Source organism: Chroococcidiopsis sp. SAG 2025 (assembly GCF_032860985.1).
Classification (GTDB): domain Bacteria; phylum Cyanobacteriota; class Cyanobacteriia; order Cyanobacteriales; family Chroococcidiopsidaceae; genus Chroococcidiopsis.
The window spans coordinates 2,928,108-2,943,822 of the sequence record NZ_JAOCNC010000001.1 but is presented as its reverse complement, the minus strand read 5'-3'; the positions used below and the strand labels follow the sequence as shown (position 1 = coordinate 2,943,822).

General features: G+C 45.4%; 13 protein-coding genes, 1 tRNA gene and 1 pseudogene. 6 read left to right on the top strand and 9 right to left on the bottom strand.

Annotated elements, in window-relative coordinates; all coding sequences use genetic code 11:
• Positions 1 to 4: 4 nt before the first annotated feature.
• A complete protein-coding gene (locus tag N4J56_RS14170) occupies positions 5 to 1,273 on the bottom strand; it encodes an IS701 family transposase (protein ID WP_317104593.1) in 1,269 nt (422 codons plus the stop codon).
• A gap of 61 nt (positions 1,274 to 1,334) precedes the next feature.
• Here N4J56_RS14170 and N4J56_RS14165 point away from each other — a divergent pair, with 61 nt between their 5' ends.
• Positions 1,335 to 1,802 (top strand): condensation domain-containing protein, encoded by a 468-nt coding sequence (locus tag N4J56_RS14165; RefSeq protein WP_317107032.1) that lies wholly within the window; start codon positions 1,335 to 1,337, stop codon positions 1,800 to 1,802.
• Between the two features lie 111 nt (positions 1,803 to 1,913).
• On the top strand, positions 1,914 to 3,656 hold the full coding sequence (locus tag N4J56_RS14160; RefSeq protein WP_317107031.1) for an amino acid adenylation domain-containing protein: 1,743 nt from the start codon (positions 1,914 to 1,916) through the stop codon (positions 3,654 to 3,656).
• Here the strand turns inward: N4J56_RS14160 and N4J56_RS14155 are convergent.
• Positions 3,619 to 4,399 (bottom strand): IS5 family transposase gene (locus N4J56_RS14155; RefSeq protein WP_317105119.1). Its coding sequence is split into 2 segments (ribosomal slippage): positions 3,619 to 4,063 and positions 4,062 to 4,399, totalling 783 coding nucleotides; the frame shifts between segments, so codons are not numbered across the junction. The two genes, N4J56_RS14160 and N4J56_RS14155, sit on opposite strands and share 38 nt — an antisense overlap.
• 11 nt (positions 4,400 to 4,410) lie before the next feature.
• Between N4J56_RS14155 and N4J56_RS14150 the strand changes: the two genes are divergently transcribed.
• Positions 4,411 to 5,823, top strand: a complete 1,413-nt coding sequence (locus N4J56_RS14150) for a SagB family peptide dehydrogenase (RefSeq protein WP_317107030.1) — start codon at positions 4,411 to 4,413, stop codon at positions 5,821 to 5,823.
• Between the two features lie 125 nt (positions 5,824 to 5,948).
• Positions 5,949 to 7,295 carry a 3-phosphoshikimate 1-carboxyvinyltransferase gene (aroA, locus tag N4J56_RS14145; protein ID WP_317107029.1) on the top strand — a complete coding sequence of 449 codons (1,347 nt, stop codon included), beginning with the start codon at positions 5,949 to 5,951 and terminating at the stop codon, positions 7,293 to 7,295.
• Positions 7,296 to 7,366: 71 nt separating this feature from the next.
• Here aroA and N4J56_RS14140 read toward each other — a convergent pair whose 3' ends face one another.
• Complete coding sequence (locus tag N4J56_RS14140) at positions 7,367 to 7,858, bottom strand: class I SAM-dependent methyltransferase (RefSeq protein WP_317107028.1); 492 nt, start codon at positions 7,856 to 7,858, stop codon at positions 7,367 to 7,369.
• The gene (locus N4J56_RS14135; protein ID WP_317107027.1) at positions 7,840 to 8,226 is read right to left on the bottom strand and encodes a hypothetical protein; all 387 of its coding nucleotides are present in this window, start codon (positions 8,224 to 8,226) and stop codon (positions 7,840 to 7,842) included. Before N4J56_RS14135 ends, N4J56_RS14140 begins: the two co-directional genes overlap by 19 nt.
• Positions 8,227 to 8,707: 481 nt before the next feature.
• On the opposite strand from N4J56_RS14135, the pseudogene N4J56_RS14130 reads away from it, so the two are divergent.
• Positions 8,708 to 9,882, top strand: a pseudogene (locus tag N4J56_RS14130) (IS4 family transposase).
• Between the two features lie 114 nt (positions 9,883 to 9,996).
• On the opposite strand, the gene N4J56_RS14125 reads toward N4J56_RS14130, so the two are convergent.
• The 3 genes from N4J56_RS14125 to N4J56_RS14115 form a co-directional block, all read right to left on the bottom strand.
• On the bottom strand, positions 9,997 to 10,224 hold the full coding sequence (locus tag N4J56_RS14125) for a hypothetical protein (RefSeq protein ID WP_317107026.1): 228 nt from the start codon (positions 10,222 to 10,224) through the stop codon (positions 9,997 to 9,999).
• 64 nt (positions 10,225 to 10,288) lie between these two features.
• Complete coding sequence (locus N4J56_RS14120; RefSeq protein ID WP_317107025.1) at positions 10,289 to 10,927, bottom strand: Arm DNA-binding domain-containing protein; 639 nt, start codon at positions 10,925 to 10,927, stop codon at positions 10,289 to 10,291.
• A gap of 156 nt (positions 10,928 to 11,083) precedes the next feature.
• Positions 11,084 to 11,157, bottom strand: a tRNA-Met gene (locus N4J56_RS14115).
• Between the two features lie 232 nt (positions 11,158 to 11,389).
• On the opposite strand from N4J56_RS14115, the gene N4J56_RS14110 reads away from it, so the two are divergent.
• Positions 11,390 to 12,469, top strand: a complete 1,080-nt coding sequence (locus tag N4J56_RS14110) for an MraY family glycosyltransferase (protein WP_317107024.1) — start codon at positions 11,390 to 11,392, stop codon at positions 12,467 to 12,469.
• 90 nt (positions 12,470 to 12,559) lie between these two features.
• On the opposite strand, the gene N4J56_RS14105 is transcribed toward N4J56_RS14110, so the two are convergent.
• Entirely contained in the window at positions 12,560 to 14,458 is a 1,899-nt protein-coding gene (locus tag N4J56_RS14105; protein WP_317107023.1) for a peptidoglycan DD-metalloendopeptidase family protein, read from the bottom strand.
• Between the two features lie 724 nt (positions 14,459 to 15,182).
• A complete protein-coding gene (locus N4J56_RS14100; protein ID WP_317107022.1) occupies positions 15,183 to 15,647 on the bottom strand; it encodes a tRNA (cytidine(34)-2'-O)-methyltransferase in 465 nt (154 codons plus the stop codon).
• Positions 15,648 to 15,715: the final 68 nt, after the last annotated feature.

The following is a 15,715-nucleotide window of genomic DNA, read 5'->3' as shown; positions in this document are numbered from 1 at the left end:
CTTTCTAAGCCCAAATATAGCCGAACTTAGCTCTGTGAGAGGCAAATACATCAACATGCTCATTAAGCCAGCGGACCAAACGAAACTCGACTGCGGTGCGGAATGCCTCCAATGCTTCGGCAAAGGTTTGTAAGGGTTTGGTTGCCCAACGTCTGCGGAATCCGCCGGTCAACTGATGCCAAAGGATGAAGGTGTAAGCGATGAACACTAAAACCCAATGACGCTTCATACTCAGAGCATCCCGAACTTGATACTCACTCAAACCCAACCAGCCCTTGGCTTCTCGATAGAAGACCTCCACCCAGTTGCGAGCAGAATATGTTTGAGCTACCCAAGCCGCACTGACTTGGTTGTCAGAGGCATTGGTGAGAAAGTAATCCACCTCCGTCGCTTGCTCGAAACTAGAGGCATTGAGTTGAATCGCCAGCCAGCGAGTGCCTTCGAGCTTCGGAACGTGAACTGGTAACAGCGCCACCCAAACTGTCCGGGGCTGCTCCAGATTGAGTTGCACAGGTGTGAACTGCTCCACTGCCAAGGTTTGAGCAATAGCTTCTAATCCCTGCTTACGAGCAGACTCATCACCTGATGTTTGAGCAGTAACTTGGCGGTTTTTGGCGATTGCTGCCACGTAAGTTAGGTTTCTCGACTCCAACTGCTTGAGAAAAGGCGTGTTATTACCGTAGCCTGCATCAATTACAGTCACACCCGGTCGATAACCGCGCTTCAAGCATTGGTCAACCAAGTCTAGAGCCAGGTCAGGTTTTTTCTGGAAGTTGGGGTCTGCCTTGCCTTGCTCGAATAAACTTGCGTGTTGATAGAGTGCAACATCTAACGGCAGACGTCGCACTCCATCATACAAGTAGGTAGTCAGCAGCACAATACCATTGTCAGTCTTGCCAATCTCCCCAATGTACTGCCGTCCTACCCCATCAGTAGCCGCACCACTTTTGCGATGTCCCGAATCATCTACAATCAATGTGAAACCTTGACTCGGGGTCGTCTGGCGACACTGGTGCATCACCTCCAACCGCCGATTATTTAGCTTGACTTCATCCCAAGGGGCATTGTTGAGAAAATGTCTGAGGCTGTTGTAGGAGCCATCTACTGTATTTGTGACCAGTTGGCTCAGGTTTTTGCGCTGACTCTCACCCAGCAGTCCCCCTAGATAAACACGAAATTCCTGCCGCTGCTTCTGACGCGAAAATACATCATCAAACCGACGACACCAGTTCTCAAAGCACTGCGGCATCGCTGCTGGTACTTGATCTTTCACCTTACGTTGCTCCTGTCGAGACTGACGTAAAACGCAACTCCTACCCGCATTCTAGCTCAATTTGCTCCATCTTTCTTACAAAGTCCCACTAGAGTCTTTAGAAATTAGCTTCCGCGATTATGTCTTGGCAGAGCGAACGCTCGTCAATTCTGAAGAGTATCGGCGATCGCAGGATTACTGGCACAAACGAGTTAACTCTTTACTTTTGGGACCAGATTTGCCCCTCGCCAAACAGCCGTCTGCCCTCACGAGTGGCAGGTTTGTGCGTCGAGAAGGGGTAGTAGAAGCTCCGATTTGGCAACGAGTTAAGGCGCAAGCAACCAAATTAGGAATTACTGCACCAGGCATTTTGGCAGCAGCATACGCTGAAGTTCTGATGTTGTGGAATAAAGAACGACATTTCTGCATTAACGTACCAAGTTTCAATCGCCTGCCTCTCCACTCGCAGGTAAACCGCTTGATTGGAGAATCTGCCTCATTTACCGTCCTAGAAGTTGACAATACGGGAGATGCTTCCTTTGCCGAGTGATCGCAACGCCTACAGGCGCAACTTTGGAGCGACATAGACCATCGTTTCTTTAACGGGGTCGAAGTCCTGCGGGAACTTGCCGTTGCTCAAAATCGACTCTCTGGTTCGCTGATGCCAGTTGTATTTACTACAATTCCAGCAGATGAAACCGGACAAAGTACCTATGCTACAGTGCAAGCAGAGGCTCTGGGTGAGGTGATATTTGCAATTAACCAAACTTCTCAAGTGTGGTTAGACAACCACGTTTTTGAGCATAATGGTGCGCTTTATTGCCACTGGGATACCGTGGAAGAACTTTTTCCTGAAGGACTATCCCAAAATCTCTTAAATGCTTTTATCCAATTGCTCCATCTGTTAGGTACTGATGAAAATCTCTGGCAGCAGAGTTGGTCGGAAGTCATGCGGCGGGTGATAGTGGCGACAGGTCAGCAGTTGGTAGCTGCCGGGGACGAGCAGCCAATGCCGGAAATCTTGCTTCACGATCTGATTGCGGCTCAAGTGCCTCAGCGTCCGAATCGACCTGCAGTCATTACGACTCAGAAAACCTTAACCTATCAAGAATTGTATTCCTTGGCAAACCGTTGGGGACGGCATTTGCGGAATTTAGGAGCGCAACCAAACCAACCGATCGCGATCGTGATGGAAAAGGGTTGGGAGCAAGTGGTAGCTGCTCTGGGCATATTACACGCTGGTGCTGCTTACCTTCCGATTGATGCCACAGTCGGGAAAGAACGGCTTGACTACCTGCTGGAGAATGGTAAAGCTGAAATTGTCCTGACTCAATCTTGGTTAGACGATCGCTTGGAGTGGTCCGATCGGGTGCAGCGCCTCTGCGTCGATCGCGAAAACTTGGAAAATATTGACGATCGCCCTTTAGAACCGATTCAAACACCTGACGATCTCGCCTTTGTCCTCTACACCTCGGGTTCTACTGGCTTGCCGAAAGGCGTAATGATTCGCCATCGCGGGCTAGTGAATGCTGTTGTTAGCACTCAAAAGCAATTTGAGATTAATTCTGGCGATTGTATTCTAGGATTGACAGCCCTGCATCACGATATGTCTATCTTCGACCTATTTGGCGTGTTGGGTGCTGGAGGAACCTTAATTATCCCCGATGCCAGCGGACGACGCGACCCGTCCCATTGGTCGGATCTGTGCATGAAGCATCAGATTACGCTCTGGAATTCGGTTCCGGCAATGATGGATATGTTTTTGGAATATGCAGGCGAGCGCACGGATGTCATTCCATCGACATTGCGGCTGGCATTTCTAGGTGGAGATTGGATTCCGTTAACGATTCCCAAACGTCTTGAGGCGCTGGTAGAAGGAGCGAAAGTAGTCAGCGTCGGCGGTCCTACGGAAACAACGCTGTGGAATATTTGGTATCCGATTGAAGAGTTTGACCCGAACTGGAAAAGCATTCCCTACGGACGACCAATTTCCAATACTCGCTACTACATTCTCAACGATGCTTTGGTAGAATGTCCCGCTTGGGTGTCGGGGGAGATGTGCGTTGCTGGCGTCGGAGTTGCCAAAGGTTACTGGCACGATCCAGAGAAAACCAACGCCAAATTTATTTTGCATCCCCGTACTGGCGAACGAATTTATCGAACTGGGGATATGGGACGCTTCCGCCCCGACGGGACGATTGAGTTTATGGGACGGGTCGATTTTCAAGTTAAAATCAACAGTCAGCGGATCGAGCTAGGGGAAATCGAGTCAACTTTACAACAACACGCAGGTGTTAATTCGGCGATCGCGACGACTTACGACCAGAAAGGCAAAAAGCTTTTAGAGCTGATTTATAAAGTAAAAATCAAGCAGCTAGTCGTCTCAGCATCAGCCGTACCATAGCAGCGTAGACCATAGATTCACTTATTTCCGGTAGGAGTTCATAATCCTTACTTAGTCGTCGATAGCGTCCTAGCCAGCCAAAAGTTCGTTCAACTACCCATCTTCTGGGCAAAACTTCAAACCCATCTGTAATCCGCTTAACTATTTCTACTTCTGCACCGCAGACTACCATTACAGCTTGTGCAAAATTCTCTCCACTGTAGCCACTATCTGCCCAAATTAGCTCTAAAGACTTAGAGTTATAGCACTCTTCTAGCAATGCCACTATTGCTCCTAATCGTTCTGAAGCATTAGCTTCGGTGATTACTACACCCATTAGTAGTCCTTGAGGATCTACTACGACATGGCGTTTGCGACCTTTAACTAGCTTGCCGCCATCAAAGCCGGATACTTCCCCTTTTTTCCGTCGTTTTTACGGACTGGCTATCCACAATTGCAGCAGTAGCTTGATGAGATTTGCCCAGCTTCATCCGTACTTGTTCACGTAAGGCAAGATTTATCTGCTGCCAAATTCCTCGTTTTTGCCAACGCCGAAAGTAATAATAAACCGTTGAATAGGGTGGGAAGTCATGTGGTAGCATCTCCCAAGCACAGCCAGTTTTCAGCAAATAAAAGATGGCATTTACTACCTCACGCATATCCACAGTACGTGGATGTCCTCCTGGTCTTACAGGTGGAATTAATGGTTCAATGATTTGCCATTCTCGATCGGTTAAATCACTTTTGTAAGCTTTTCTACTCATGAGGCAATGCTTTGGGCTACTGTCTTGTCATAGTAAAAGCCTCTTGCCTCCATTCTCGCTGCTTTCAACTTTTCTTTATAAATGACCTCTTAGTAGCATACGTCATTCCGGCGAAAGAGTCAGAGCTAAATACTGACGAACTGCGCTTGTTTTTACGCACTCAGTTACCAGAACACATGGTTCCTGCTGCTTTCGTAATCCTAGAACAGTTTCCTTTGACTCGTAATGGCAAAGTCGATCGCAAAGCGCTACCCGCACCTTTTGCAGCAGATGCTACCCCTGCTAAAAGTAAAACTCAAAAGCAGTCTTCAGGGATTCATGCAAAAGTCAGTCGAATTGTGTGTGAAGTATTGCAGATGGAAAATGCCGATTTGGACGCGAATTTATTGAGTGTAGGGGCGAATTCCCTCGATATGGTGAGAATTGGCAACCAACTAGAAAAGGAATTTAAGAATCGTCCCCGGATTGATGAATTATTCCGCTTGCAGTCAATTCAAGCATTAGTTGATTATTACGAGCGGCAAGAAAGTAAATCGGTTTCTAGCAATACAGATGACAGTCTGTTAGGAAATAAGCTGCTGTCTTCCTACAGGATTATTCTCGATCCTGTGGAGCGGGAGAAATTTAAGAAATCGCGCCCAGGAGTCCGGCGAGATCTGAGCGAAATGCCTGCAATTCAATTACAGCAGCCTGTTATTGATGAGAACTTAGGGAAAAAGTATAGCGATCGCAGCAGTTATCGTAAATTCTTGTTAAGATCAATTCCATTTGAGAATTTCAGCCTATTTCTAAGCTGTTTGTCTCAAATTATCCTAGACGGTCAATTTAAGTTTCTCTATGCTTCCCCTGGCGGTTTGAATCCAACTCAAGTTTACTTGCATGTCAAACCCGGACGCATTGAAAATGTGCCAGCTGGTGTTTACTACTATCATCCAGAAGAACATCAACTCGTTGTTTTGACACCTAATGTCGATATTGACAGAGGAGTCCATATTCCATTCATTAATACACCAATGTTTGATGAATGTGCCTTCTCCATCTTCTTCATTGCCGATTTAGATGCGATTGGACCTGGCTATGGCGAGCGAGGAATTCACTTCGTTACCTTGGAATCGGGAATTATGGCACATCAGCTAGAGGTTTCGGCTCCAAGTTACGGAATCGGGATGTGTCAAGTCGGTAGTATTGCTTTTGAACGGATTCGTCCCTGGTTTAAGCTCAAGGACACCCATATCCTGATTCACTCCACGCTAGGAGGTTATATTGACTCTAGCCGTTCTAGCCGACCCGATTTGAGCAATACTTCGGGACAAACAGCGGAGAAAATGGCAGTTGAATTATTGGAACGGATTGAGCATCTTTCTCCCAGTGAAGTTAAGGGGTTGTTGGAGGCTTATCAACAGCTAGAAGGGAGCAGGGAGTAAGGAGCAGGGAATTCCCATACTTACAAGTGGTGAATGATTTTTCTTTCTATATTTGGAGTGAGGCGATCGCAGAGTCGGCAAACAAGATAAACTAACAAGCGCACTCAATCTGTTAGTTTATCCCCATGTTGGCTTCTCCGTTCGCAGTTGAAACTATCGATCGCCAGCAAAATCTGATTGTCACTAGACCCCAGACAGGGTTTTGCTTGCGCGGTCGCATTCGGGTTCCTGGCGATAAATCAATTTCCCATCGGGCTTTGATGTTAGGGGCGCTGGCAAATGGGGAAACCCAAATTCAAGGGCTGCTGTTGGGGGAAGACCCCAGGAGTACGGCTAGCTGTTTTCGGGCAATGGGGGCGGAAATTTCAGAACTCAATACAGATTTGGTGCGGGTGAAAGGGATCGGTTTGGGTCAGTTGCAGGAACCAGCAGACGTATTGGATGCAGGTAACTCTGGGACGACGATCCGGTTGATGTTGGGAATTTTAGCTTCTCATCCAGAAAGATTTTTTACAGTTACGGGAGATAGTTCGTTGCGATCGCGTCCCATGTCTCGCGTCGTCAAACCTTTGCAACAAATGGGGGCGCAAATTTGGGGACGTAAGGGTAATTCTCTTGCACCTTTGGCAATTCAAGGGCAAAACCTCAAGCCAATCCACTATCAATCTCCAATTGCTTCGGCACAGGTGAAATCTTGTATTCTGCTAGCTGGGTTGATGACTGAGGGAAAAACAACGGTGACAGAACCAGCTTTATCCCGCGACCACAGCGAACGGATGTTGCAAGCTTTTGGGGCGCAATTGAGCGTCGATCCCCAAACCCATAGTGTCACGGTAACGGGACCAGCGCAACTGCAAGGACAGCCGGTAGTCGTTCCTGGTGATATTAGTTCGGCTGCTTTTTGGTTGGTGGCTGGGGCGATTGTCCCAGATTCAGAATTGGTCATTGAAAATGTTGGCGTTAACCCCACGCGCACTGGGATTTTAGCAGCTTTGGAAATGATGGAGGCAGATATTCAACTAGAAAATCAGCGAGTTGTCGCAGGGGAACCAGTTGCCGATCTGCGGGTGCGTTCTAGCGATTTAAAAGCGTGTACGATCGCGGGCGATATCATCCCCAAATTAATCGACGAGATCCCAATCTTGGCTGTAGCAGCAGTGTTTGCTAGCGGTACGACGATAATTCGGGATGCAGCAGAATTACGGGTTAAAGAAAGCGATCGCCTTGCAGCTATGGCAACCGAGTTAAATCGCATCGGTGCGAAAGTCACGGAATTACCCGACGGTTTAGAAATTACTGGCGGGACGGCTTTAAGGGGTACGGAGGTAGATAGTTACACCGATCATCGCATTGCTATGAGTTTGGCGATCGCGGCTTTGAATGCCAGCGGTGCGACAACTATAAGTCGAGCCGAAGCCGCAGCAATTTCTTATCCAGATTTCATCCCAACTCTGCAACAAGTTTGCCAGTAGCACGAACTATTTTTGCTGTAGGAAGTGAAATTCAAGTACAAGGTGGGCAACGCCCACCTGACTATTTTGATTTATTTCCTACCAACTAAGATTGCTGTTTGATAATTGTAAGCTTCTGTCGTTACCGAATGTATTTTGTAGAGCTTGCTCAGTTTTTTACAGAAATAATCGATATCGTAAAAAACTTGCGAACCAGTATTGCGACCGATTGTCAGAACAGCCATATCATTTTTAGTTTGATTGTACAAATCTGAAGCTCGGAGTTTTTTAGACAAAAAAATGTTCTGGAAATCAGTATGCAGTAATTTGATAGTTTGATTGTCGTGAATTGTCAGGTAAAGCCTTCCTTTGGGAGAAAGAATTCGCCGAAGTTCTAACAACCAAGCTTCGGTCAAATCGTCAACGTGGGTAAATAGCGAACCAGCATAGATCAAATCGAAATATCGATCTTCAAATGGCAAGTGAGGAATTGTCGTTGTGACTGCAAAATTGAAAAGTGGCTCTAAGTGTTCTTTGCACCAATAAATCATATCAGCATCAATGTCTACTCCCCAGATCTGCATGAATGCGCGTATTTTTGCAAATGACGAGTCATTCTACATGCACCACAGCCAAAATCTAAAACGCGATCGCCTGCGGTTAGTGTAAGTCCTGAAGATTTGGCTAATTCCAACATCTTCTGCGTGTCTTTTGCTCCAGACGACAAGTATTCTTCCCTTGTCTTGCCATATCCCAACCAAAATTCTTGTGGAGGTACTGCTAATTCTACGCTATCAGCTTGCCGATCTGTGAGAGATGATTTTGGGATGACGTAAGAAGATACTCCCTTCTTATATGGCTTATATTTGTACAGCGTTGTGAAAAACCCAGCAAATTTGTGTTCTAGAGATCGGAGCCAAAATCTAAGTGAGATTGGGAGTTTTTTGAGCATTTTTGTCTATTTTCGTGCGCAACTAATACTACTGGAAAGCTTCTATTTGTACGCAAATTTTTTAACATCCGCTATCCATAGCCGTGCATACTAACATTAATTTATGTCAAAAACAATTGCGCAAGCAATATTTATCTTTATTCGATTTTGCTACATACCTAAGACTGTTGATTTTCAAGTCACCCATTGCTTTTCTTTCATTTGACAAATAACTATTTAGCAATTTTTAACTCTAGTAATCAATATTACTTTCAGCGGGTTTTCTGTATAAAAAATAACATTAAAATCCATAAATCGTCTATCAATAGATAGATTAAATATCACTACGGTTCAGTTAAGGCTCAAAGTGTTGTAAATTAAGCATTGTTCCCAAGAATGGAAAGTGAGTGTAGTGCATCTGAAGGATTTCTCATTGTTGTCTCCTACGATACAAAGTAGTGATGTGTTCAAAGCGATAGAGGCAGCCATCCCATCCACGGAGATCGAGCAAGCGATCGCTAAAACTAAAGTTTGTGAACAACGTAAACGCTCGTTACCAGCACAATTGGTAATTTGTTTGGTAATTGCGATGAGTCTGTGGTCACGAGATTCGATGAGAGATGTGCTGAAAAACTTAATTGATGGGCTGAGCGAAGCATGGGTGAAAGTGGGGAAATACTGGCGAGTTCCTTGTAAATCAGCAATAACGCAAGCCCGACAACGATTAAGTCCAAGGGTGATGAGTCAATTGTTCCATCAACTGGTGCGACCAATGGCTAGCACCGATACCAAAGGAGCATTTCTCAATGGATTGCGAATTGTGGTAATTGATCGGACTTGCTTCGATCTGCCAGACAGCGATGAAAATGCGAGAGTTTTTGGTCGTCCGAGCAGCCGTCCTGGCACACAAGCCGCATTTCCCAAACTGCGATTAGTCATTTTGGTAGAAGCAGGAACACATTTAATCTTTGATGCATTGATGTGTCCATATCGAATAGGAGAACGAGTGCGGGCATTAAGATTATTACGCTCCGTGAGTTCAGGGATGTTGTTGATGTGGGACAGAGGGTTACATTCTTATGCAATGGTGCAAGCAACTGTCACAACTGGTAGCGATTATTTAGGAAGAATTCCCGCAAATGTCAAGTTTTTGTGCGAAGAACCACTGGCGGATGGTTCTTATCTGAGTTGGATTTATCCACCTGCTAAATTCCGCTCAAAAGCTTGCCAGCCCATACAAGTCCGAGTGATTGAATACACAATTGGTAATACCGACAACCCAGAGGAACAACTAAGATATCGCTTAATTACCAGCTTATTGGAATTGGAGAAATTTCCGGCTCAACTACTGGCGATTGAATATCATCAACGCTGGGAAGTAGAAAATACTATTGATGAACTCAAAGTACATTTATCAGGACGAAAAACTCATATTCGCTCTCAAAACCGCGTGAAGTTGTGCAGGAAGTTTACGGGTGGTTGTTAGGACACTGGGCTGTGCGGTTATTGATGTTTCAAGCTGCAAAGAGCGCGGGTATCACTCCTTTGCGTCTGAGTTTCACTGGGACATTGCGAGTTATTCGTCGTGCTATCCCGAAATTTCAACGCTTGCAATCACAAGAACTCCCCTTTTTTAAGTTGGTTAACTGTAGAGATTTTAGACACTCTGTTACCTGAACGAGTTTCTCGTACCAATCCCAGAGTTGTAAAAACCTGTATCCAAGTTTCGCTCAAAAAGCCAAGACATCGAGCCACCCCCCTCTCGAACCAATCCTCCTATTTTCTTTATCCTCAGCACAGCGTAGCCTTAAATGAACCGTATTGATCTATAGGTTTAATGCTTTGTAGGAAGGCTTGAAGCCTAGCATTACAAGGAAAAACTCTGATTTTATGGTTTTTGGTGTCTCCTAGAATACGTGTATCGCTGGGTTCTGCTTCTATGAACTGAATCTTCAAACAATCAGTAGCAACGTGCTTCCATTGAAGTGCGATCGCTTCTTCAGGACGACAACCAGTCATGAAAAGAAACTCTACATAGGGGATGTAGTAAGAGTGGAGTATGGGAGCAAATTTTGAACAGAAGCTATTCTTTTCTAAATGCTGCGACGATCGCATCCCTTTCTTCCCGACTAAATGGTTCTCTACTCGTATTCCTTACTGTTTTCTTAATATCACTAGCCATACCTCTGAAAGGATTCTCTGAGGCTAAACCTGATTTGACTGCCCAGTTGCAACAGGCATTCATTTGGACTAAAGTGCGACGTGCTACTTCACTGCTGTATTTGCCAAGTAGCCAGTCTCTAACTCCTACAGCGTCCTCAACGTTTTTAGGGAGAGCTTGTAGCCGCTTGGCAATTTTGCCGTAGTCCCTTACTAGCGTGCTAGCAGCAACTTGAGAAGACTTATACTGCGTATACTTTTCCCACAGCTCGGCAAAAGCAATTTTTGGGCTAACAATTGGGGTAATTGGGGTAACGGTGCTAAGTACTGACTGGGGCTTGTATTTGGCTAGGGTATGGTCAAACCGCTCATAAGTAATATCAGACTCAATGAGCTTCGCCTTAGCCTCTGCTGCTTTTCGATTTAGTTTATTGTCCGATAGCCCCAGCGAGAGATAGTGCCGCTTGCCAGCGTGAGTGAACGCTAGCTGCAACCGACCATTGGATACTTTAATCTGTACTGAACCCTTAGAAGCTTTATGCTGCCTGCTTTCTAATTGCATTAGCTTAAGCTGGATAATCTTTTGGGGTCAGCGCCTATAGTGTAACCTGGCTTTACCCCAATCTTACCCCAATAATTGCTCGAAACTACTCTAAAAATACCCTAACTTTTCTGCTTAAGAACGGCGTAGAGGGGCTTGTAAGGCTTGAAATTTGGATGGCTCAAGGCAGATTTGAACTGCCGACCTTGGGCTTATGAGTCCCCTGCTCTAACCAACTGAGCTACTGAGCCAAATTTTGACGCTTAAATATACTAACATATCGATCGCCCAATCGTACTTTCTGACAAAATTTTGAAGCTAGACTCAAATTCGCTCCAACTCGATTTAAATTGAGAGGACACCGAAATTTCTCTATCTGTTAAATTGGCATGAGCATAAACACAGATGTAGCTTTTTAGCAAGTCTGAACTATACTGTTGCTGCTCGTATTCATCCTTATGATTAAGGATTGGATTAAAAAAGATGAACATCTACGGCTTCCTCCAATCTATTGGTATCGCCAGCCCATATGGTTATGGTTGGCTATCAGTCATGTTTACCTTTGTGTTGGCGTGGATAGTCACTTGGCAATTAATGCCAGAAGTGCGATCGTTCGCTTTAAAAGTAGGTTGGGCAGACCAGCCTAACGAACGACGGCTCAACCGCGAACCTTTGCCTAATGCTGGTGGTTTGGTAATTTATACTGGAGTGTTAGCTGCTTTAGTATTGGCAACGCTTTTGCGCCCCATAGTTATTGAAGGAGTGCTAGCTGAGGTACTAACAATCTTGTTAGGAGGCTCGATTTTAGTTTTAGTAGGATTCATCGATGACCAATTTGGCTTGCCACCTTGGGTACGCTTGTCCGTACAAATTCTGACAGCTTTTTTGCTCATTGCTAGCGATATCCGTATTGAAGCTAGAATATTTCCACCAATCGATCCGTTACTTTCGACTCTGATTACCGTGCTGTGGGTGGTCGGAATTACGAATGCAATTAACTTGATGGATGGAATTGACGGTTTAGTAGGAGGAGTCAGCTTTATCACTTCTATGAGCCTACTAGCAGTCTCAGCACAATTTGCCACTAGAGCCGCAGCAACTTTACTCCTAGCGGCATTGGGAGGCTCAGCACTAGGATTTCTGCGCCATAATTTTCATCCTTCCCGCATCATCATGGGAGACGCTGGTGCTTATTTTTTTGGTTACGTGCTAGCGGCTACAGCAATTTTAGGTAGCTTAAAAGTCAATACTGTATTTGCTTTAGTACCAACAATCCTATTTCTGCTGCTACCAGTCATTGACACAACTCAGGTGTTTGTCCTGCGGTTGATGGCGGGAAAAAATCCTCTGAGTACTCCTGGTAAAGACCATCTACATCACCGCTTGTTGGCTACTGGCTTATCCCAACGAGCTACGGCGATCGCATTATGGTCTTTCACCGCGATCGCGAATTGTTTAGCAATGAAATTACAAGGTATGACCCCTCTCACTATCCTAATGACTATGCTCAGCATTGTCGCACTTCTAAGCTTCACCATCTGGCAAAGAATTAGGAAGATATGAAGAAGGTAGGGGAAGAAGTCGTAAGTCGTAAGTCGTAAGTCAGAATTCACTCACCAATCCCTACTCCCTACTCCCTGCTCCCTGCTCCCTTCATCGAGGTAAAAAAGCAATCGGATTAACTGCTTTTTTACCTAGTGGATGAATTTCAAAGTGTAGGTGAGGACCGGTACTAAAACCAGTATTACCCATCTCAGAAATCTGCTGCCCTTGGTATACTGTTTGACCTTTGTGAACGAGCAATCGCTTGTTGTGGGCATAGCGAGTGACCGTACCATCTGTGTGTTGAATATCAACCATATTGCCGTAGCCGCCAGAGTTCCAGCCTGACTTGATGACGACTCCAGCCGCAGCCGCAAAAATAGGTGTCCCCACCGGAGCAGCAATGTCAATTCCCCGATGCATCCTCCCCCAACGATAGCCATACCCGGAAGAAAGTTTCCCTCTAGCAGGCCACATGAAGCCCTTTTTGGAAATTGTCGGTTTGGGTAAATAGGTATCTGCTGAATCTAAAGGTGGTAATGCTGGCGATACGTTTCGTTGCTGAATTGATTGGAGCGAATCTGTTGCATCTCTACTAATCGGTGCTGTTGCCAAGCTATCATCACTTTCATCTTCAGTTGGTTGCACTGAACGCTGTGGCTGTTTTGGTGCTTCTACTTGTAAAGTCTTGCTTGCTTGTTTGGAATTGAAGTTTCGATCTGTTTTAAGTTCGATAGATGCAATCTGACGTAGCTTCCGCAACAAGCGATCGCCACTCGTCTTGGCAGCAGGTTGTTCTGCTGGTATTGCTTGACTCAGCAATGGCTGGGTGCGATATCTCTGCTGTAATTTCTCGATATCACTACGTAAATTTTGGACGTAGCGATCGCTTAACTGTGCTTGTTCTGCTTTTGCTGATTGCTGCCGCTGAATTTCTGCTATCCCTTGAGGATTGGCTTCCACAACCGAATCATCTTCAGAAATGTTGCCACCCATACCAGCATTAGTATTGTTTTCCAGAGCTGCTGTTATTGGCTGCTGGCTCTCACTTCCCTTTGATGGCGAAATTGGCACGATCAGCTGTTGGGCGATCTGAATGCGGTTGGGATCGGCTAATTTGTTGGCGGTAATGAGAGTTGTCAGTGGTAGTCCGTGTTGTTGCGCGATCGCACTCAGCGTGTCTCCGGCTTTTACCTTGTAGCTAAGTGCCTGTAAGGGGACTAGTACCATTGGGCGATCGACCGCTATTTTTGGCAGACTTGCCGCTGTGTGCGTTTGTGCCAAAGACATGCTTCGAGCTTCAGGCAATGCCTCCAGTACGTAAGGCATTGCCTCCCCACTTGCATTACCATGTGTTGAATGTGGGATTTGTAACTGAGGATGGAATGCTAGTAGAGACACTGCGGGTTGCAGCCCAGGATCGCTTGCTAGCGATGCCCCCATTCGTTCCTGGCTCGATGTACCTGCCGATGCTTGCCACTCCTCAAACCCCAACTCCGCCGAACTATCTTCTTCCAAGCGATTCAATTTCTGTCTCAGGCGATCGATCGACCATCTTTGTCTGGCGATCGCTGCTTCTCGCTCGTCTAGTTGAGATACTAACGCTGCTGTTGATACGGTAATTTTACTTGCCTTGAGCTGGCGAATCAGGCGATTGACTCGCAAAGCCTGTAAAACTTTGGCTGTTTTCTCTGTTGGTTGCTTGGCTACAGGCTCAAATAACTGTGTCGCGTTAGTATGACTTCGAGTGAATGCTAAAGGCACGGTTGCCGCGATTCCTGGTGGCACACCAATGCTGCTAATGGTTAAGCTCGCTCTAGTGGCTATCGGCATTTGACTAAGCGAAGGCTGATTTACGGCTATGGCTGGAGCGCTATTACTGATTTGGGTCAATAGCAGATTGGACGCTCCGGCTGAGAAAATAATGCCGATCGTGGCGGCTGAAGTCCGCACTTGCCGCTTGGCTTTAGAGGCTCGATCTGCCCGATCTTTTGCCCACGTTTGTTTCAACAATGACCTCCTGTCTGGAATAGCGCTTAACTACCTCTGTTCATTTGCTCTGGCGATTGCAATTGCGATACTACTACATGATGGTTTTGAGTGTTATCAAATCCAGTTTTTCATGCTGAGATAAATATGCTGAGGCAAGCTTACTAGGCATTTTTGATTTAAACAAGCTTACAGCCTATTGGCAAAAAAAATTAACGTTGTCTCCAGTCTGCTCAATATACTACAGTTGGGCGATTTCTACTTCAGGAGTAAGAACTGCCCAGAATACATGCATTTTTTGTTTTGGCATATTTATTTTTTCTTTTATCGTCATTTAACATTTTTTAATGAAATCGTTACATCGATGTATTGAGTCATGTTACTTATGTTCTCTATTACACATAGCCAATTTAAGTCAATTCCTGTAAGCCAACAAGTGTCGCATTTTACCAAAGCTGCGAGCTACACAGCCAAAGCTTGAATCTGAGTAGAATTACTCAAATCCTTAACTTATCTCTTTATGAGAGCTGTCAGTCCTCTATGACAACGCAGATAAAAGATGAAGAAAATGTATCATCGAAAAAGACAGTTTGGTCAAATAGTTTATAAAAATTTCTTATATCTGCCTCAAGGCTGAAAACCCGAGCGTGAGAAAGTAGCAAAAACTAGCTGTAAAAAAAATTACTTCAATTTGAATTTAAGTCAAAAAAATCAGAGAATATACGTAAATCAGTTCCCCTGCTCCCTATGCCTTTAAATATCCTAATTGCCGACGGGCTTCAAACAGACCAATGGCGACGCTGACAGAAAGGTTTAGACTGCGAACGCCAGTTTGAGCCATAGGAATGTAAACTCTGGCGTGACAAGCAGAGAGGACGGCTGGAGGTAATCCACTTGTTTCGCTACCGAATAGCAACCAATCGTCAGCCTGAAATTGGTATTCGATGTAGTTCGATTCACCTTTAACGCTAAAGCCAACCCAGCGTCCCCCGCGCTCTAGATAATAGTTTTTGAAGCTGTCTAGAGATTCGTGGTAATGCAAGTTGACATATTGCCAGTAGTCTAAGCCAGCTCGTTTCAAATAGCGATCGCTAATTTCAAAACCCAACGGTGCAACCAAATGCAATTCTGTCCCTGTCGCCGCACAGGTACGGGCAATATTACCTGTGTTGGGAGGAATTTGCGGATGAACCAAAACGAGTTGAGGCATTTACAGTAAGTCAAAAGTCAAAAGTCAAAAGTGAAGTATTCGTAGGGGCGGGTTTTTTGGGCAGACGA